The organism is Micromonospora sp. WMMD712 (genome assembly GCF_029581295.1).
GTDB lineage: Bacteria > Actinomycetota > Actinomycetes > Mycobacteriales > Micromonosporaceae > Micromonospora > Micromonospora carbonacea.
Window position 1 is genome coordinate 3,755,007 of record NZ_CP120743.1, and the last position, 17,931, is coordinate 3,772,937.

General features: G+C 76.5%; 15 protein-coding genes and 1 pseudogene. 10 read left to right on the plus strand and 6 right to left on the minus strand.

What is annotated here, in order from left to right; genetic code table 11:
* The first annotated feature begins 143 nt into the window (after positions 1-143).
* From O7633_RS16110 to O7633_RS16140, 7 genes and pseudogenes are all read left to right on the plus strand, one after another.
* Positions 144-1,376 (plus strand): hypothetical protein, encoded by a 1,233-nt coding sequence (locus O7633_RS16110; RefSeq protein ID WP_278129687.1) that lies wholly within the window; start codon positions 144-146, stop codon positions 1,374-1,376.
* A complete protein-coding gene (locus O7633_RS16115) occupies positions 1,366-4,245 on the plus strand; it encodes a nitrate- and nitrite sensing domain-containing protein (RefSeq protein ID WP_282328359.1) in 2,880 nt (959 codons plus the stop codon). Before O7633_RS16110 ends, O7633_RS16115 begins: the two co-directional genes overlap by 11 nt.
* Positions 4,242-4,706, plus strand: a complete 465-nt coding sequence (locus tag O7633_RS16120) for a roadblock/LC7 domain-containing protein (protein ID WP_074472352.1) — start codon at positions 4,242-4,244, stop codon at positions 4,704-4,706. The genes O7633_RS16115 and O7633_RS16120 overlap by 4 nt, the downstream gene beginning before the upstream one ends.
* Positions 4,707-5,137: 431 nt before the next feature.
* Positions 5,138-5,485: pseudogene (locus O7633_RS16125) on the plus strand (DUF742 domain-containing protein); the annotation flags it as partial.
* The gene (locus O7633_RS16130) at positions 5,463-6,215 is read left to right on the plus strand and encodes an ATP/GTP-binding protein (RefSeq protein WP_083302415.1); all 753 of its coding nucleotides are present in this window, start codon (positions 5,463-5,465) and stop codon (positions 6,213-6,215) included. The pseudogene O7633_RS16125 and the gene O7633_RS16130, both read left to right, overlap by 23 nt.
* 39 nt (positions 6,216-6,254) lie before the next feature.
* Positions 6,255-6,962 carry a hypothetical protein gene (locus tag O7633_RS16135; protein WP_282328360.1) on the plus strand — a complete coding sequence of 236 codons (708 nt, stop codon included), beginning with the start codon at positions 6,255-6,257 and terminating at the stop codon, positions 6,960-6,962.
* A gap of 74 nt (positions 6,963-7,036) precedes the next feature.
* Entirely contained in the window at positions 7,037-9,337 is a 2,301-nt protein-coding gene (locus O7633_RS16140) for an AAA family ATPase (protein ID WP_282328361.1), read from the plus strand.
* A 57-nt stretch (positions 9,338-9,394) separates the two neighbouring features.
* Here O7633_RS16140 and O7633_RS16145 read toward each other — a convergent pair whose 3' ends face one another.
* The 6 genes from O7633_RS16145 to O7633_RS16170 all read right to left on the minus strand — a co-directional run bounded on the left by O7633_RS16145 (position 9,395) and on the right by O7633_RS16170 (position 14,579).
* Positions 9,395-9,904, minus strand: coding sequence for a GNAT family N-acetyltransferase (locus O7633_RS16145; protein WP_278129696.1), 510 nt, complete (start codon positions 9,902-9,904; stop codon positions 9,395-9,397).
* A gap of 70 nt (positions 9,905-9,974) precedes the next feature.
* The gene (locus O7633_RS16150; RefSeq protein ID WP_278129697.1) at positions 9,975-10,970 is read right to left on the minus strand and encodes a hypothetical protein; all 996 of its coding nucleotides are present in this window, start codon (positions 10,968-10,970) and stop codon (positions 9,975-9,977) included.
* Positions 10,971-11,036: 66 nt separating this feature from the next.
* Complete coding sequence (locus tag O7633_RS16155) at positions 11,037-11,549, minus strand: DUF3263 domain-containing protein (protein WP_278129698.1); 513 nt, start codon at positions 11,547-11,549, stop codon at positions 11,037-11,039.
* A 125-nt stretch (positions 11,550-11,674) separates the two neighbouring features.
* Positions 11,675-12,700 carry an ABC transporter permease subunit gene (locus tag O7633_RS16160; protein WP_282328362.1) on the minus strand — a complete coding sequence of 342 codons (1,026 nt, stop codon included), beginning with the start codon at positions 12,698-12,700 and terminating at the stop codon, positions 11,675-11,677.
* Positions 12,697-13,707: an ATP-binding cassette domain-containing protein gene (locus O7633_RS16165; protein ID WP_278129700.1), complete on the minus strand. Its 1,011-nt coding sequence runs from the start codon at positions 13,705-13,707 to the stop codon at positions 12,697-12,699. Before O7633_RS16165 ends, O7633_RS16160 begins: the two co-directional genes overlap by 4 nt.
* Positions 13,708-13,793: 86 nt before the next feature.
* Complete coding sequence (locus O7633_RS16170) at positions 13,794-14,579, minus strand: DeoR/GlpR family DNA-binding transcription regulator (RefSeq protein ID WP_074472345.1); 786 nt, start codon at positions 14,577-14,579, stop codon at positions 13,794-13,796.
* Positions 14,580-14,773: 194 nt separating this feature from the next.
* Here O7633_RS16170 and O7633_RS16175 point away from each other — a divergent pair, with 194 nt between their 5' ends.
* Genes O7633_RS16175 through nagA form a run of 3 tightly spaced genes read left to right on the plus strand, consistent with a single transcriptional unit; the run spans position 14,774 to position 17,834 of the window.
* Positions 14,774-15,703 (plus strand): sugar isomerase, encoded by a 930-nt coding sequence (locus O7633_RS16175; RefSeq protein ID WP_282328363.1) that lies wholly within the window; start codon positions 14,774-14,776, stop codon positions 15,701-15,703.
* Positions 15,700-16,689: an ROK family protein gene (locus O7633_RS16180; RefSeq protein ID WP_282328364.1), complete on the plus strand. Its 990-nt coding sequence runs from the start codon at positions 15,700-15,702 to the stop codon at positions 16,687-16,689. Before O7633_RS16175 ends, O7633_RS16180 begins: the two co-directional genes overlap by 4 nt.
* Positions 16,690-16,724: 35 nt before the next feature.
* Positions 16,725-17,834, plus strand: coding sequence for an N-acetylglucosamine-6-phosphate deacetylase (gene nagA / locus O7633_RS16185; protein WP_282328365.1), 1,110 nt, complete (start codon positions 16,725-16,727; stop codon positions 17,832-17,834).
* The last annotated feature ends 97 nt before the right edge of the window (positions 17,835-17,931 follow it).

Below are 17,931 nucleotides of genomic sequence, written 5' to 3' on the forward strand. Positions count from 1 at the left end.
GTGACATCGCTCGTAGTGACGCAAAACTGACCGGCTGACGGCTCTGCGTGCCGGTGCCGGTCCGCTAGTTTTCCGGTCCGGTGAACGGGACTGTTCGGCAGGCCCGGCACCTGCCCGCATCCGCCGTCGCCGGAGGAGAACCCATGACCGTCCCCGCGCAGCGGGGCCCCCGACGGCCCAACCGGACCGGCCGCATCCTGCCGCTGGTGCTCGTGGTGGCGCTCCTCGCCCCGGTGGCGTTCCTCTTCGCACAGCAGCGCCGGCACACCGGCGAGGAACGCGACCTCATGGTCCGCGAGCGGCTCGGCGTGGAGTACCTGCGCTCCCTCGGCCCGCTGACCCTCGCCCTGGTCGAGGCGCAGTCCGCCGCCGTCGCCGGCCGGACCGTCTCCCGGGAATCCCTGGGCAAGGCCGTCGAGGAGGTCGCCGCCTCGGACGCCCGCCTCGGCGACGCGCTGCGCACCCACGAGCGGTGGACCGGGCTGCGGGCCAAGCTGGAGGCGCTGCCCGAGAAGGGGCTGACCGACCCGCAGGCGACCTTCGCCGCGTACGGCGAGGCCACCGACCTGCTGCTGGCCCTGCACCGCAAGGTGCGCGAGGCCTCCGGGCTGATCCGGGACCAGCAGGCCGACTCGTACTACCTCCAGGACGCGGTCAGCGACGAGCTGCCCGAATCGCTCGTGGCCACCGGCCGGCTCGGCGACCTGGCCGCCGTCGCCGCCGAGCTGCCCGACGCCCAGCGCATCGCCATGGTGTCCCAGCTCGGCGCCCTGTGGACGAGCGCCATCAGCCCCGCCAACGACCTGATCACCAACCTGCGCGCGGCCGTGGACAGCACGGACAGCACCAAGCTCGGCGCGAACGTGCTCGCCCCGCTGGACACCTACCAGCGCTCCATCGAGCGGCTCGGCGCGCTCGCCGCCCCCACCTCGGCGGTCCGGTTGGAGGACGAGGCGGCGACCGCCCGCGCGCTCACCAACCTCATCGCCGCCCGCACCGCCGCCCAGGAGGCCGCCCGCCAGCTCCAGCCCGTCATCCTCGACGAGCTGGACGCGCTGCTGACCGACCGCATCGACCAGCTCGACCGGGACCGTCGGCTCGCCGCCGGGGCGGGCATCCTGGCCGTCCTGCTGCTCGGCGCGCTCGCCGCGGTGCTGATCACCGCCCGGGACCGCCGGATCGGGCGGGACCGCCGACCGGCCGGCGGGGACACCGGCCCACCGGCGGCCGACGAGACCGGCTGGGACGCCCCGGCCGACCGCCACGGGTCCGCCCCGGCCGGCACGGTCGCCCAGGTCGAGCCCCGGATGCTCCAGCCGGCCGGGCAGGGCCGCCCCACCAGCGCCGAGCGGTGGGGGCCCTTCGATGCTCGCTAGGCTCCGTATCCGGGGCAAGCTCGCCCTGCTGGTGATCGTTCCGCTGCTCAGCATGGTCGGGCTCGCCGTGCCGATCGTCCTCGACCGGGTCGGCACCGCCGGGCGGGCAGCGGACACCGCCGAGGCCGTCCGGGTGGCCAGCCGGGTCGGCACCCTGGTCCAGGACCTCCAGCAGGAGCGCCTGCTCTCCGTCGGTCTGCTGCTCGGCCGGGCGTCCCGCACGGAGGTGATCCAGAAGTCGGCCACCGTGGACGACCGGGTCGCCGACATCCGCGCCGAGCTGGGCGGCCAGCTCACCGACCGGGTCAGGCTCGCGCTCGACCAGGTGCGGGGGCTCGCCGACGTACGCGCCGCCGTGCTCGCCGGCCGGGCCACCCCGGTGCGGGTCATGGAAGCCTTCGGCCCGCTCGCCGTGGAGCTGATCGACTCGCTGCGGCTGGCCTGGAAGGTGGACACCACCACCCCGGTCGGCCAGCAGGTGCTCGCCCTGGACGGCCTGCTGCGCGCCGACGAGAGCCTGGGCGCGTGCGCCACCCTGATCGTCCTGGTCAAGGAGACCAGCGACCCGAAGGCGATCGCCAGCTACATCGCCTGCATGGCCGCCCTGACCGTGGACACCGACCGGTTCCGCAGCCTGGTCACCCCCGAGCAGTTGGAGCTGGCGCTGCTGGACGACGCGGCGGTGGCCGCCCGGACCGGCCCGACGTTCATCGTCGACAGCGAGAAGGACCCGGTGGCCGCCCTCAGCAGCGTGCCGCTGGACACCCTCTTCCCCTCCGTCCAGTCGATGACCACCCTCGGCCAGTTCGTCGAGAAGAAGATCGCCGCGGACGTCACCACGCAGGTGCGCGAGGAGGAGCAGCGGGCCCTCACCGCCGCCTGGGTGGTCGGCGTCACGGCGGTGCTGGTCATGCTCCTCGTGGTGCTGCTCAGCATGGCGGTGGCCCGGCTGGTCGCCCGCCCGCTGACCCGGCTCACCCGCTCCGCCGAACGGGTCGCCCGGGCCGCCGAGGCGGAGCTGGTGCGGGTCGCCGACGACGAGAGCGAGAACGTCCCGCCGATCCGCCTCGACCCGGTCGACGTCCGGGGCCGCGACGAGATCGGCGACCTGGCCCGCGCGTTCGAACGCGTGCAGAGCACCGCCGCCCGGCTGGTGGAGCGGCAGGTCGCCGGCCGACGCAACGTGGCGCAGATGTTCGGCCACGTCGGGCGTCGTACGCAGAACCTGGTGGGCCGGCAGATCGCGCTCATCGACCGGCTGGAGCAGCAGGAGACCGACCCGGGGCGGCTGGAGCACCTCTACCGGCTGGACCACGTCTCCAGCCGGCTGCGCCGCAACGCGGGCAGCCTCGTGGTGCTCTCCGGCTCGACCGGCGCCGACGGGCACGTGGCCCCGGTGCCGCTGACCGACGTGGTCCGGCTCGCGCTCGGCGAGATCGAGGACTACACCCGGGTCGACGTGCAGGTCCCGGCCGGGGTGTCGGCGGCGCCGTCCACCGTCGGCGACCTGGTGCTGGCGCTGGCGGAGCTGATGGAGAACGCCACCGTCTTCTCCCCGCCGCACACGAGGGTGGTGGTGACCGCCGAGCCGGCCGGGCACGGCATGCGGCTGTCCGTGGTGGACCACGGCATCGGCATGACCGAGGAGCGGCTGGCCGAGGAGAACGCCCGGCTGACCCGCCGGGAACGGCTCGACCTCGTCCCGACCGAGGTGCTCGGCCTCTTCGTGGTGGGCCGGCTCGCCCGCCGGCACGGCTGGACGGTGGACCTCGTCCCGACCACCGGCGGCGGCGTCACCGCCCGGCTGGAGGTCCCGTCGGCGCTGCTGGTCGTGCCGCCCGCCGGCCAGGCCGGGCAACCGGCCACCGGGACGGCCGCGCCGGACCGGCCGGCCGCGTCCGGCCGTCCGCAGCCGACCGGTCCCGGCCGGGCGCTGGCCGTCGCCGCCACCGCCCACCCCGCGCCCGCCGGCGGTCCGGGGGACGGGTCGGTGGACGGGACCGTGGCGCTCGGCGTGGCGCTCGGCGTGGACCGCGAGCTGCTCAGCCGCGCCACCCGGTCGATGGAGTCGGGCGACTCCTGGAACGCCTTCGAGGCGGTCGTCGAGCCGCCGGCCGCCACGTCCGGACGGGCGGGCGCCCCCACCCTGGACGCCCCGCCGACCGTCGGCGGCACCCCGGTCGCGCCCGACGCCGCCGCTCCCCCGGCGGCCCCCGGCGCCGGCCGGCCTTCCCGTGCCGCCGGTCCGGTCGGCGGGGCCGCCGGCACACCGCTCCTGCCGGCCCGGCCCCGGGGCCTCTCCTTCCCGACCGGCCCGCAGCCCGGCTCCGCGCCGCCCGGCTCCGCGCCGCCGCCCGGCGGGTCGGGCGGGACCTCGCGGGGCGCGTCGGGCATCCGCCAGCGGGTGCCCGGCGCGAGCCTGCCGCACACCGGCCCGGTCGTCGGCCCGGTGGACGCCACCACCGCCGACCCGGCCGCCGCCCGCGCGCTGGTCGAGCAGTTCGAAGCCGGGGTACGCCGGGCCGAACTGCACCCCCCGGCGGCTCCCCCGATGCCGGCCCGCCCAGCGGTCGCTCCCCCGACGCCGGGCCGCCCGGTGCCGACTCCCCCGACGCCGGGCCGCCCAGCGGCGGCTCCCCCGGGTGCTGCGGCCCCGGTGGCGGCTCCCCTGGTCGCCGACCCTCCCCGACTGACCCGACGGGTCCCCGGCGCCAACCTGGCCGTCCCGCCACCCAGGCCCGCTCCCCCGTCCGACCCCGGCGACCCCGCAGAGGTGCGCGACCTCATCAACCAGTTCGAGGCGGGCGTCGCCCGCGCGCTGCGTGAAGCCCGTCCTGACCGCCGCTACGAAGAGGGATCAACACGGTGACCAGCCCGTACCTGCACGAGAACATCGAGCACCAGCACCCCACCGACCTGAGCCCCGAGGCCCGCACGTTCAACTGGCTGCTGGACTCGTTCACGTCCAGCACCGCCGGTGTGATGGAGGCGATCGCGGTCTCCTCCGACGGGTTGCTGATGGCCATGTCGGCGATCAAGGACCGGTCCAACGCCGAGCGCCTCGCCGCCGTCGTCTCCGGCATGACGAGCCTCGCCGGCGGGGCCGCGAGCTGGTACGCCCTCGGCGGCCTGAACCGGGTCATCGTCGACATGGCCGACGGCTACCTGCTGATCAGCTCCATCAGCGCCGGCTCGGTGCTCGGTGTGGTGGCCGACCGGTCGGCGAACCTCGGCACCGTGGCCTACGAGATGACCCTCTTCGCCGGGCGGGCCGGCAGCGCCCTCACCCCGCGACTGATCGCCGAGCTGAAGAACGCCGTACAGCAGTGAGCCCGGAGGTCGCCGGCACCGGGCCGGATCCGGAACCCGTCGTCCGGATCCGGCCCTACCTGCGGGCGCAGTCCCCGGACGACGACGGGACGGGCGGGTCGGGCGGCTTCCCGGGCGGCCCCGGCCACCCCGGCGGCCCGGGCGGCGCTCCCGGGCCGACCGACGGCGCCTCCGGTTTCCCGGGCGGCGGCCCCGGCTTCCCCGGCCCCGACTTCCCCGGCGGCGGCCTCCCGGCCGGCGGCCCCGGTCTCCCGAGCAGCCGCCTCGGCTTCCCCGGCGGCGGCACCGGCTGGCCGGAAGGCGGCCCGGGCCTCCCCGGCGGCGGCTTCCCGGAAGGCGGCACCGGCTTCCCCGGCGGTCCTGGCGACGGCCCGCCCGGCAGCCCGGCGCACGATCTGCCCGGCCGGTCGGGCGCTCCCGATCCGCACCTGCCGACGGGGCCACGCCCGTTCGTGCTGACCTCCGGCAGGGTGGCCGGGGTGGACCCGGCGATCAGCCTGGAGACCCAGGTGACCGCCCGCCCCGGTCCCGGCGTCCGGGGCGCGGGGCCGGTCTCCCGGCTCGCCCCCGAGCTCCAGGCGATCATCGCGCTCTGTGGAGAGCCGATCTCCGTGGCGGAGATCTCGGCCCGTGCCCGGCTGCACTTCGGCGTCACCCGGATCCTGGTCGGCGACCTCCGGGCCGCCGGCCACCTCGACGTGCACGTCAGCACCGCCAACGACGCCCTTGACCCCGACATCATCCTGCGAGTGATTGATGGACTCCGTGCGATCTCCTGAATGGCCGCCGGCCCCGCTGAGCGGGCTCTCCGCCAACAGCGCCGCCGCCCGCTACGGCACCCCGACGGGTGCCACACCGGCCACCGGACGCGCCACCCCGCCGACCACCAACCCGGCGCCGCCGGCCGGGCCACGGCACGGCACGCCGAACGCCGGCCCGGGCCGGTCCACGCCCCCGATCCCGGTGAAGATCCTGGTCGCCGGTGGCTTCGGGGTGGGCAAGACCACCACGGTCGGGGCCATCTCCGAGATCGCGCCGCTGACCACCGAGGCGGAGATGACCAGCGCCGGAATCGGCATCGACGACCCCGGCGCGCGGTCGGGCAAGACCACCACCACGGTCGCGATGGACTTCGGCTGCGTGACGATCGACCGCAGCCTCAAGCTCTACCTCTTCGGCACGCCGGGCCAGAACCGCTTCGGCTTCATGTGGGACGACCTGGCCCGGGGGGCGCTCGGCGCGCTGGTGGTGGTGGACAGCTCGCGGCTGGACGACTGCTATCCGGCGATCGACTTCTTCGAGCGGGCCGGGCTGCCCTTCGTCGTCGGGGTGAACGCCTTCGACGGCCGGCTGGCCGTGGACCTTCCCTCGATCCGGTGGGCCCTGGCCATCTCCGACCAGGTCCCCCTGGTGCAGTTCGACGCCCGGGACCGGCTCTCGGTGCGGGACGCCCTGCTGGTCGTCCTGGACCGGGCGCTGGACCGGGCCACCCGGGACAGGAGGGACTGAACCGGCCCGGTTCGGTCCACACGCGGAAGGGGTGGCGACATGAGAGGTGATCTCGACGAGACCCTGGCCCGGCTCGCCCGGCGTGAGGAGGCGCTCCGCCGCCGGGGCGTCGACCCGGGCGACGAGCCCGGCCGGGAGCCGGCGGGGCGGACCGTCCCGGCGCGGGCCGGGGCCCACCCGGTCGGCCGGGCCGAGCCGGCCGCACGGGCCGAGGCACGACCGGATCCCACCCCGGCCGTACGCGCCGACGCGCGACACGACCCCAGCCCGGGTGCACGGGTCGACGCGGTAGCCGGGCCCGACGCCGCCCCGGACCCCCGCCCCCGGCCGACGGGCGACGTCGGCGGGGACCCGGTGGACGCCCTGCCCCGCCGGACGGGCGGCGTCCCGGCCCTGCCCGCCGCGCCGGCCCCCGTCCATCCCGTGGGTGTCGCCGGGCGGGACCCCGTCGACGAGGTGGCCGGGGCGGTCGCCCGGGTGGTGGCGGCGCACCCCGGCATGACGGTCGCGCTGCGGGTGGAGCACGACGGGCAGGCGTACCCGCTACGGGTCGGCTGGTCGAACGGGCGGGTGACCGTCGGCGCGGAGGCCGCGACCGTGCCGCCCCCGGTGTGGCCGCTGACGGTGAAGGCCGTGCCGGCGTGGCCGTCCGACGCCGACCGGCTGAAGGTGGACCCGGCGGCCCGGCTGGCGGAGCTGATCCGGCGCGACCCGTCGCTGCTCGACAGCACCGACCCCACGCGCTGACCCGGTGTGAGAGGGGGACCCTTCTCTACCGTAGGCGTTAACAGGGGGCCCTTCCTTGCGGCTAACCTCGGGCGATGGCCGCACCCGCACCACCCGACCTGACCCTCGTCGCCAGCCTGCGACCGGCCGCGCTGGACGGCCGGCGCGGCGTGGTGCGGCTGCACCCCGAGGTGCTGACGGCGCTCGCGCTGCGCCCCGGCGACCCGGTGCGGCTCGCCGGCCGCCGGGTGACCGCCGGGATCGTCGCGCCGGCCGGGCCCGCCGCGAGCACGGCGCTGCTCTACGCCGACGACCTGCTCCTGGGCAACCTGGGCGTACGCGACGGCGGGCAGGTCACGGTGAGCCCCGCACCGGTGGTCCCGGCCCGCCGGGTGACCCTGACCGGGCCGGTGCAGGTCGCCGCCGCGGTCTCCCCCGAGATGCTCCGCCTCGCGCTGCTCGGCAAGGTGGTCACCGTCGGCGACGACGTGTCCCTGCTGCCGCAGGACGTGCTGCCGGACGCCTCGGTGCGCGCCCTCGTGGCGGCGGCCCGGCACCGCCTCTCCAGCACCGTCGGGTACGCCTGGACGAGCACCCTGCTCACCGTGGTCGCCGCCGAGCCGGGCGTCGCCGCGCTGGTCACCATGGACACCGTGGTCGGCTGGGAGCACGGGCCGGCGACCCGGGCCGGCGGCTCGGCCGGCCCCGGCCACGCCGGCGCTTCCGGTCACGCCACCGGGGACGGTCCGGCGGCCGGGCCCGACGCGACGACCGGGGCGGCCGGACCTGACGGGCGGGCCGCCGACGGCGACGGTGGCGGGGCGGACGCCGCGCCCGCCGTCGACGAGCTGCCGGGGCTGCGGGCGCAGGCCGACGAGCTGACCGAGCTGCTCGACCTCGGGTTCCACCACCGGGAGGTGCTGGGCCGGCTGGGCACCACGGTGGCGCTCGGGGTGCTGATCGCCGGCCCGGCCGGATCGGGCAAGTCGGCGCTGGTCCGGGCGGTCGCCGCCCGGGTGGGCGCGCGGGTCCGCCCGCTCTGGGCGCCCGAGCTGGCCGCGCTCGCCAACGACGCCGCGGCCCGGCGGCTGCGCGCCGCCGCCGACGAGGTGCGCGCCGCCGGCCCGGCCGTGCTGCTGGTCACCGACGTGGAGGCGCTCGCCCCGGCCGACGACGCCGGCCCGGTGGCCACGGTGTTCCGGCAGGTGCTCGCCGAGACCGTCGGGGCCGGGGTGGCCGTGGTCTGCACGACCAGCCGCCCCGAGGCCGTCGACCCCGGGCTGCGCGCCCCGGACCTGCTGTCGCTGCGGATCACCGTGCCGCTGCCCGACCAGGCGCTGCGCCGGGAGCAGCTCACCGTGCTGACCCGCCAGGTGCCGCTGGCCGAGGACGTCCGGTTGGACGAGGTCGCCGGGCGTACCCCCGGGTTCGTCGCCGCCGACCTGGCGGCGCTGGTGCGGGAGGCCGGGGTGCGGGCGGCGCTGCGGCAGAAGACGGCCGACGCGCCGACGGTGGCGATGGCCGACTTCACCGCCGCCCTGGAGGTGGTCCGGCCGACCACGATGGCCGCGTCCACGCTGGAGCTGGCGGACGTCACCCTCGACGACGTCGGGGACATGGTCGAGGTCAAGGAGCAGCTGACCGAGTCGGTGCTGTGGCCGCTGACCTACCCGGACACCTTCGCCCGGCTGGGCGTGCAGCCCCCGCGCGGGGTGCTGCTCTACGGGCCGCCCGGCTGCGGGAAGACCTTCCTGGTGACCGCGCTCGCCGGCTCGGGGCGGGCCAACGTGCTCTCGGTGAAGGGCGCGGAGCTGCTGTCGAAGTGGGTCGGCGAGAGCGAGCGGGCGGTGCGGGAGCTGTTCCGCCGGGCCCGGGAGGCCGCCCCGACGCTGGTCTTCCTCGACGAGGTGGACGCGCTCGCCCCGGTACGCGGGCAGGCAAGCGACGGGGGCACCACCGACCGGGTGGTCGCCGCCCTGCTCACCGAGCTGGACGGGGTGGAGTCGCTGCGCAACGTGGTGGTGGTCGGCGCGACCAACCGCCCCGACCTGGTGGACCCGGCGCTGCTGCGCCCCGGCCGGCTGGAACGGCTGGTGTACGTGCCGCCGCCGGACGGGGACGCCCGCGCCGAGATCCTGCGCGCCGCCGCCCGCCACGTCCCGTTCGCCGACGACGTCGACCTCGCGGCGCTCGGCGGCGGGCTGGACGGCTTCTCGGCGGCGGACTGCGCGGCGCTGGTGCGGGAGGCGGCGCTCGCCGCGATGCGCGAGTCGCTGACCGCGTCGACGGTCACGGCGGGGCACGTCGAGACGGCGCGGCAGCGGGTCCGCCCGTCGCTCGACCCGGCGCAGGTCGCCTGGCTGGCCGCGTACGCGCAGGCCCGCGACGCGCGCTGAGGCCCGCGCGGGGACCGGTGAGGCCCGCGCCCCGCCACCGCAGGGGTGTCGGCCGGCTCAGAGGGCGGGCGGGATGGCGTCGAGGGAGATCTCCGCGCGCACGGCGTCGCCGTCCTCGATCAGCTTCGCGCCGCACCGGCGCAGCACCGACACGGCACCGGCGTTGCCCCGGGTGGTCTCCGCCACCACCGTGTGCATCCCGGCCGCCGCCGCGAGGTCGAGCAGCTCGCGCAGGGCCGCCGCGCCCACGCCCTGCCCCCGGGCGGAGCGGCCGAGCCAGATGCCCGTCTCCACCGTCCCCGGTTCGGCGCGGCGGGTCATCCGGATCATGCCCAGCACCTCGCCGCCGACGAGGACCGCGTACATGGCGGTGTGGGTGGGGCCGTCGAGGCCCGCCATGCCCGTGCGGTAGTAGTCGCGGAACGCCTCCCGCCGGGCGTGCGACCAGCCGGCCGGCGCGTCGACCGGGGGCATCACGTCGTCGGGCTCGGCCTCGGCGACGGCCACCGAGAGCAGCGGCTCCAGGTTCCGTTCGTCCACCGGCTCCAACCGGACCGTTCCCGTCACGTGCCGAAGTCTGCCGTCCCGCACCCGCCCGAGTCCACCCTTTCGCGCCCCTCCACCGGTCCGGCAGCGGCTACGAGCCGGTCGGCGGGCCGGCGGTGGCTCGACCGGGGCCGAACTCGCAGAGGACGACGGAGGCGTCGTCGGTGGCCTTGTGCCGGCGCAGCCGGTCCGGCCGGTCGCGTTCGGCGGCGCGGACCCGGTCGAGGAGCGCCCCGGGCCCCTCGGCGGCGACCAGGTCGAGCAGGCCGGCCCAGTCGAACAGCCCGAACTGCTCGACGGCGCAGGACGCGCCGTCGGTGAGCAGGGCCGCCCGGCGCAGGCCGCCCGGGCCCCGCAGCGGCTCCGTGCCGGTGAGCGCGTGGTAGGCGGCGTCGGGGTCGGCGGCGGCGACCCAGTAGCCGTGCGTGCGGTTCATCCGCTGCCGCTGCACGGTGACGGCCCGCCGGAACCGGCCGACCGGGTCGTCGCCGGGGCCCGCGGGCAGGGTGGAGGCCGTGCGCCGCAGGTCGGCCACCGCCTGTTCCAGCCGGTCGTCGGTGACGGCGCGCACCCGGCCGCCGACGTCGAGCACCAGCGGGCTGTCGCAGAGCACGAGCCAGTCCGCCTCCTCGCCGCTCTCCCGCAGCAGGCAGACGGTGGACGAGGGCGTGCCGGGATGGTCGAGGTCGCAGTCGGCGCCGTGGTCGGCCCGTACCGCGAGGATCGCCGCCGCGAGGGTGCTCACCAGGGTGGCCGCGGGCCGGGCGGCGGCGGCCAGCCCGATCCGGGCGGCGAGGTGCCGGACGTACCAGGCGGGGGAGTGCACGCAGCCGGTGGCGAAGCCCTCGGGCACGGTCGCGCCGTCCAGCACGCCGACCAGCGGACCGAAGCGGAAGACCAGGTCCTCGTTGACGGCCCGGCCGGGTGCCGGCGCGGACGCCGACCAGACCCGCATCGTCGGCCCCGCCGACCCGGCGCGGGTGCCCGGCGCAGCCGCCGCCTCCGCCGGGGTCGTCGCCCGCCCGGCCGTCGCCGTCCGCCCCGGCCGGGCCTCCCCGTCCGGTACGCCCCGGTGCGCTGCCGCCATCCGCCGCTCCCTCCGTCGGCTCGATTGTGCCGGGGATCGGGACCGTCGGTGACCGGGTTCGCGCGGTCAGCGCCGCCGGTTGCGGGCCCGGGAGGAGCGCAACCGGCGCAGCCGGCCGACGAGGACCGGCTCGGCGGCCAGCGCGGCCGGATTGTCCAGCAGCCCGTTGAGCAGCTGGTAGTAGCGCGTCGCGGAGAGGCCGAAGGTGTCCCGGATCGCCTGCTCCTTGGCCCCCGCGTGCCGCCACCACTGCTGCTCGAAGGCGAGGATGCGCACCTCCCGCTCGGCGAGGCCGGTGGCGGCGGCGACCGGCCCGGCCGGTTCCGGCCCGGTGCCGACGGCCCCGGGGTCGGGATCGGGGTCGGCGGGTCCGGGCTCCGGCTCGGCGGCTCCAGCCCGGGGCTCGGGCTCGGCGGTCGCGGGCTCGGCGCGGGTGGCCGGGGCGGGGGTGGCGGAGTCCGGCGCGGACCGGGGCGGGGGGACGGTGACGCCCTCCCGGGTGCCCGTCGCCTCCCGGCCGCGGGGGCGCGCCGGCTCGGGCCGGTCGGTGTCGGCCGGGGCGGCGTCGGCAGGCGGCATGACGGTCCTCACGCGGGCGGCGAAGGGCCGGCGGAGCCGCGCCGGCCGGGGGATCCCCAGCCTAACCAGGGCGGACCCGGACCGCATCGGACGTGCGGTGCGGCCGGGCCCACCCGGTGCCACCCTCAGGCGACGTCCCGCCGGCGCATGGTCACCAGCGCCGACCCGAGGGCGAGCACCAGCACGACGGAGAACAGGATCGACGCGTGCTGCCAGGTCAGGTCGAAGGTCTCCGGATTGCACTCCCCGTAGTAGGAGGAGGAGTTGCAGGAGTTCCAGTCCTCCAGCGTGACCTTCTTCGTCATCCAGGCGAGCGCGTAGGTCGGCAGCAGCCACACCTCGACGAAGCGCGCCCCCGCCATCGACAACACCATGCCCAGGCCGAACTGGCCGACCACGGCGGCCCCGATCGCCCCGCCGAGGGCCAGCGCGGTGTGCCGGCCCAGCGAGGCCAGCGCGAACCCGACGGTCGCCGCGAACACGATCAGCACCAGCCCGCGCAGCCCGGTGAGCGCGAACGACTGCCACACCCCGGCGGTCATCTTCGCGGTGGTGCCGCGCAGCGTGCCGACGGCCCAGAACCCGGCGGTCCAGACCACGGCGGTGGCCAGGGTCACGGCGACCAGTCCGGTGAGCAGCGCCGCCAGCTTGGTCAGCAGCACGGTGAGCCGCTGCGGCCGCCAGAGCAGCAGGTTCATCATCCCGCCGGAGCTCCACTCGGCGCCGACGAACGAGGCGCCGACCACGAACCCGAGCAGCGCCAGGATCGCGGTGAAGGTGACGATCATCTCCTCGAAGCTCGCGCGGAAGTTGAACGTCGACGGCAGGAACCAGTCCGCCTGGATGCTCTCCGGCGGCGGCGGGGTGATCATCTCGCAGTCCGGCGGGAACCGGCCCTCCTGCTGCTGGTCCTGACCGGACGCCTTGGCCTGCTCGCAGGCCTTGCGCTCCTGGTCGGCCCAGCGCACCTGCTCCTGGTACGACTGCTCGGCCTGCCGCTGGGCGGCGGCCTGCTGCTCGGGCCCGATCTTCTGGTTGGTGACGAAGACCCCGACGAGGACCGCCCCGAGCAGCAGCAGGCCGAGCACCGTCGCCCAGCGGGCGAAGCGCCGCTTGCCCAGCCGGCGCAGCTCCGTGCGATAGAGGCTCATGCGCCCCAACCTCCCCCGGCGACGCCGGGCTGGCCCGCGTCGCCGACCTTCGTGGACTGGTCGACCTGGCGGTGCTGCCCCGGCACGGGCGCGGTCGAGGTCAACTCCAGGAAGACGCTCTCCAGGTCGACCGTGACGGGGGCCAGCTCGCTGACGTAGAGGCCCTGGCCGGCGAGGATCCGGCTCACCTGGGCCGGCTTCTCGACGCCGGCGAGCATCAGATGGTCGGGGTGGGCGGTGACGGCCACGCCCGCCCGGCTGAGCGCGTCGGCCGCCGCCGGCAGGTCGGCGACCGCCTCCAGCCGGACCCGCACGGCCCCGCCGGAGTGCTCGGCGAGCACCTGGTCGACCGGGCCGAACGCGACCCGCCGGCCCAGCGAGATGATGGTGACCGAGTCGCAGATGAGCTGGATCTCGCCGAGGATGTGGCTGGACAGCAGCACGGTCATCCCCGAGGCGGCCAGGTCCCGGGTCAGCGTGCGCATCTCCCGGATGCCGCCCGGGTCGAGGCCGTTGGCGGGCTCGTCGAGGATGAGCAGCTTCGGGTTCTTGAGCAGCGCCGAGGCGACCGCGAGGCGCTGCTTCATGCCGAGCGAGTACGTCTTGACCCGCTCGCCGGCCCGGTCGCGCAGGCCGACCAGCTCCAGCACCTCGTCGACCCGGGTCTGCGGCACGTCGCCCGCCCCGGCCAGCAGCGACAGGGTGTCGCGCGCGGTGAAGTGCGGAAAGAACTGCGGGCTCTCGACGATCGCGCCGACCTGACCGACGACGGCGGGCAGGGCGGCGGGCACCTCCTGCCCGAGGATCGCCATCCGGCCGCCGTTGGGCCGGATGAGCCCGAGCAGCGTACGCAGGGTGGTGGTCTTGCCCGAGCCGTTGGGGCCGAGGAAGCCGTGCACCTGCCCCTGCTCGACCCGCATGTCGAAGCCGTCGAGGGCGTGTCGGGTCCCCCGGCGGCGGCTCTTGTACGTCTTGCGTAGACCTTCTATTTCCAGGACAGCTGACAAGCTGCGCCTCCCCCGATGAGTCGGTGACGACGCACACCATACGCGGTATGCAGGGGGAAGCAATACCCGGTATGCAGTCCGGCGCGTCAGGCGATGACGACGTGCACGCCCGCCGCGCGGAACGCCTCCACCAGCTCCGGGTTCGCGCCCGAGTCGGTGACCAGCGTCTCCACCCGGTCGACGGGGCAGATCCGGGCGAACGCGTGCCCGCCCAGCTTGGACGAGTCCGCGATGATCACCACCCGCTTGGCGCGGGCCACCATCAGGTTGTTCATCGCCGCCTCACCCTCGTGGTGGGCGGCGGCGCCGAGCTGCGGGTCGATCGCGTCCACGCCGAGCAGGGCGACGTCCAGGGTGACCTCGCGCAGCAGCGCCCCGCCCAGCGGGCCGACCAGCTCGAACGACTTGGGCCGGACCACGCCGCCGGCCACCACCACCTTCATCCGGGAGCGCACCAGCAGCTCGTTGGCGATGTTGAGCGCGTTGGTGACCACGGTGAGCTGGGCACCCTCGGCGCTGGTGTTCAGGTCGGGCCGGACGGCCAGCGCGCGGGCCACCTCCGTGCTGGTGGTGCCGCCGTTGAGGCCGACCACGGTGCCCGGGGTGACCAGCGCGGCGGCGGCGGCCCCGATCCGCTGCTTCTCGGCCGAGTGCTTGGCCGTCTTGTAGCGCAGCGGCAGGTCGTAGGAGACGCCGTTGGCGACCGCGCCGCCCCGCGTCCGGGTGATCATCTGCTGCTGGGCGAGCTGGTCGAAGTCGCGCCGGATGGTGGCCTGGGAGACGTCCAGCCGCCCGGCGGCCTCCTCCACGCTCACCCGCCCGTTGTCAGTGAGCATCTCCAGCAGCGCGTTCCATCGGGCGTACCGGTCCACTGCGGCGCCTCCACTGACTGCACGAAGGGTGATTGATTGCGTGCACAGTAGTGCGCGAAACTACCAAGGTGCAAAACTCCGCTCTGCGCGATCGGGGACCCGGTTGCCAGAGACGCGAGGTTTCGCGCAGAATAACGCGCGAAAGGCGGCCGTATTGCGCCGTATTGCGCACGACCTCCCAGCGAGGAGTTCTCATGGCGTTCGTGCACGCGGAGATCGCGAGTCAACCCGACTGTTGGCGGGAGGCAGCGCTGCTGGCCCCCACGGTCGCCGAGCACCTGCCGCGCCCCGGGGAGCGGGTCGCCGTCGTCGGTTGCGGCACGTCGTGGTTCATGGCGACGGCGTACGCCGGGCTGCGCGAGGCCGCCGGTCACGGCGAGACCGACGCGTTCCAGGCCTCCGAGTTCCCCACGGGCCGCCGCTACGACCGGCTGATCGCCGTCACCCGCTCCGGCACCACCACCGAGGTGCTGGAGCTGCTCGCCGCGCTGCGCGGCCAGCTCCCCACCACCGTCCTCGTCGGCGACCCGGTCTCCCCCGCCGTGGACGTCGCCACCGCCGTGGTCGCCATGCCGTTCGCCGACGAACGGTCCGTGGTGCAGACGCGCTTCGCCACCACCGCCCTGGCCCTGCTCCGCGCCCACCTCGGCGACAACCTGGCCGCGCTCGCCGCCGACGCCGAGGTCGCCGTCCGGGCCCCGCTGCCGATCGACCCGGCCCGCATCGAGCAGGTCACCTTCCTCGGCCGGGGCTGGACGATCGGGCTGGCCCAGGAGGCCGCGCTCAAGTGCCGCGAGGCGGCCACCTTCTGGGCCGAGGCGTACCCGGCCATGGACTACCGGCACGGCCCGATCTCGGTGGCCTCGCCGGGCCGGCTGGTCTGGGCGTTCGGCGACATCCCCGAGGGGCTCGCCGAGGACGTCGCCGCCACCGGCGCCGCGTTCGTGCACAGCCGCACCCACGGCTGCCGCACCGTGCTCGCGAGCTGGGCCGCCGGGCGCACGCCGGTCGACCCGATGGCCGACCTGATCCTCGCCCAGCGCTTCGCCGTCGCCCTGTCCACCAGCCGGGGCCTCGACCCCGACGCGCCCCGCCACCTGACCCGCTCCGTGGTCCTCGCGTGAGCCCAGCCGACGCCGCCGGTCCCGCCGACGTCGTCGTCGCGCTGGACGTGGGCGGCACCGGCATGAAGTGCGCGCTGGTCCGGCCGGACGGCACCACCGTCCACACCGAGCGGCACCCCACCGACGCCGGCCGGGGCCCCGACGCGGTGGTCGAGACGATCCTCGACGTCGCCGAGGGGCTGGCCGGCAAGGCCCGCGCCGACGGGCGCGACCCCGTCGCGCTGGGGATCGCCGTGCCCGGCGTCGTCGACGAGGCCGCCGGGGTGGCGGTCTGGTCGGCGAACGTCGGCTTCCGGGACGTACCCCTGCGGGACCTGGCGGCGGAGCGGCTCGGGCTGCCCACGGTGCTCGGCCACGACGTGCGCGTCGGCGGCCTGGCCGAGGCCCGGCTCGGCGCGGGCCGGGGCACCGGGCACGTCCTCTTCGTCGCGATCGGCACCGGCATCGCCGCCGCCCACGTCGTCGACGGCGCGGCCGCCAGCGGCGCGCACGGCGCCGCCGGGGAGATCGGCCACGTCCTCGTCCGCCCCGGCGGCCCGCGCTGCGGCTGCGGGCGCGACGGCTGCCTGGAGGCCGTCGCCTCCGCCTCGGCGATCGCCCGCCGCTACGCGGAGGCCACCGGCGCGGGGCCGACCGGCACGGCGGGCCGCGGTGGGCCGACCGGCGGTGGGCCGACCGGCACGCCCGCGAGCGCCGCCGACGTGGCCGACCGGGCCGCCGCCGGTGAGCCAGCCGCCGCCCGGGTGTGGGCGGAGGCCGTCGAGGCGCTGGCCGACGGGCTCGCCACCGGACAGGCCCTCTACGACGTGGAGACCGTCGTGGTCGGCGGCGGCCTCGCCCAGGCCGGTCCCCGCCTGTTCGACCCGCTGCGCGCGGCGCTGCACGAGCGGATGACGTTCCACCGCCGGCCGCGCCTCGTCGCGGCGGCCCTCGGCGACGAGGCCGGCTGCCTCGGCGCCGCCCTGCTGGCGCTCGACGCCCGCTGATCTGTACCGGCACGCCTCACACATCTGGAGATGCGATGACCCTGCGGGTGAACGGCAAGGTGGTGACCCCGACCGGCGTGATCCGGCAGGGCTGCGTGGAACTCGACGGCGACCGGATCACCGCCGTCGCGGAGTACCCGTCGGTGCGCGACGGGCACTGGATCGTCCCCGGCTTCGTGGACCTGCACACCCACGGCGGCGGCGGGCACACGTTCACCACCGGCGACGCCGGGTCCGCCCGCCAGGCGGCGGCCTTCCACCTGGGACACGGCACCACCACCCTGCTGGCCAGCCTGGTCAGCTCGCCCTTCGAGCTGATGCGGGCCGCCACCGAGGCGTACCGGCCGCTCGTCGAGGAGGGCACGCTGGCCGGCGTCCACTTCGAGGGTCCGTACCTGTCGGCGGCCCGGTGCGGCGCGCAGAACCCGCAGTTCCTCCGCGACCCCTCCGTCGCCGAGCTGACCGAGCTGATCGAGCTGGGCGGGGGCGCGGTCCGCATGGTCACCCTCGCCCCCGAGCGGGACGGCGCGCTGGAGGCGATCAAGGTGCTCACCGCGCACCGGGTGGTCGCCGCCGTCGGCCACACCGACGCCACGTACGACCAGACCAGGGCCGCCGTGGCGGCCGGCGCGAGCGTCGGCACCCACCTGTTCAACGGCATGCGCCCGGTGCACCACCGCGAGCCCGGCCCCGTCGTGGCCCTGCTGGACGCCTCGAACGTGGTCTGCGAGCTGGTCGCCGACGGGGTGCACCTGCACGACGGGATGCTCACCCACGTCGCCGCCACCGCCGGCGCCGACCGGACCGCGCTGGTCACCGACGCGATGTCCGCCGCCGGCATGCCCGACGGCGAGTACGAGCTGGGCGGCCAGGCCGTCACCGTCGCCGACGGCGTGGCCCGGCTGGCCGCCGACGGGGCGATCGCCGGCAGCACGCTCACGATGGACGCCGCCCTGCGGCACGCCGTGCACGCCGGCGTCCCGATGGTCGACGCCTGCCGGATGGCGGCCACCACCCCGGCCCGCGCCATCGGCCTCGGCCACCGGGTCGGCGCGCTCCAGGCCGGCCTCCGCGCCGACCTGGTCGTCCTCGACGACGACCTGAACGTGGTCCGGGTGATGCGCGGCGGCTCCTGGCTGGAGTGACGCCCGGGCGGAGGTGCCGCTGCTCGCGGTGCGGTCGCGCCCCTCGGTGTGGTGGCGCGGCCGACCCGACGGGCGCACCGCGCGCTAGGGAGCTGAG